This is a genomic window from Bartonella sp. AA18HLJMS, from assembly GCF_042197245.1.
Lineage (GTDB): Bacteria > Pseudomonadota > Alphaproteobacteria > Rhizobiales > Rhizobiaceae > Bartonella.
The window spans coordinates 1-599 of the sequence record NZ_JBHIRP010000089.1 but is presented as its reverse complement, the minus strand read 5'-3'; the positions used below and the strand labels follow the sequence as shown (position 1 = coordinate 599).

General features: G+C 39.9%; 1 pseudogene. It reads left to right on the top strand.

Features of this window, described 5'->3' with window-relative positions:
• Positions 1–599: pseudogene (locus ACFINW_RS10095) on the top strand (hypothetical protein); the annotation flags it as partial.

The window sequence follows — 599 nt, the reverse complement described above, 5'->3', positions numbered from 1 at the left end:
AAAGGTTCAACAGAAGCGATCACGGGCAATCAGCTTTATTCAATGAATCAAACAGTTGCGACGTATTTTGGTGGAGGTGCTGGCTATGAAAATGGAGAATGGGTTGCACCCACATTCAAACTTAAAACTGTCAATGATGATGGTAGCACTGGTGATGAAAAGGTTTACAATAGTGTAGCGGAAGCACTTGCAGGTGTTGCAAGTTCTATTACGAATGTTCATAATGATGTAACTAATGTTGTCAGTGATAGCCTTGCCAAGCAGGATGATAATACGAAGGTTATCACTATTGGTAAAGAAGTAGAAGGTACAGAACTCAATATCGCAAATAAAGACAAAGGAGATAGGATTCTTTCCGGTGTGAAAGAAGCCGTGAGAGGTAATGAAGCTGTTAATAAAGACCAGCTTGATAAAAGTCTGAAGGAGCTTTCTAATAATCTTCAGTCTGATGAATCGGCTGTTGTTCACTATGATAAACAAGGTGATGATAATAGCAGCACTAATTATGCGAGTGTGACTTTGGGTAAAGGTAAGGGTTCTACACCTGTAGGTTTGCATAATGTTGCCGAAGGTCAGATTAGTGAGAATTCGCATGATGC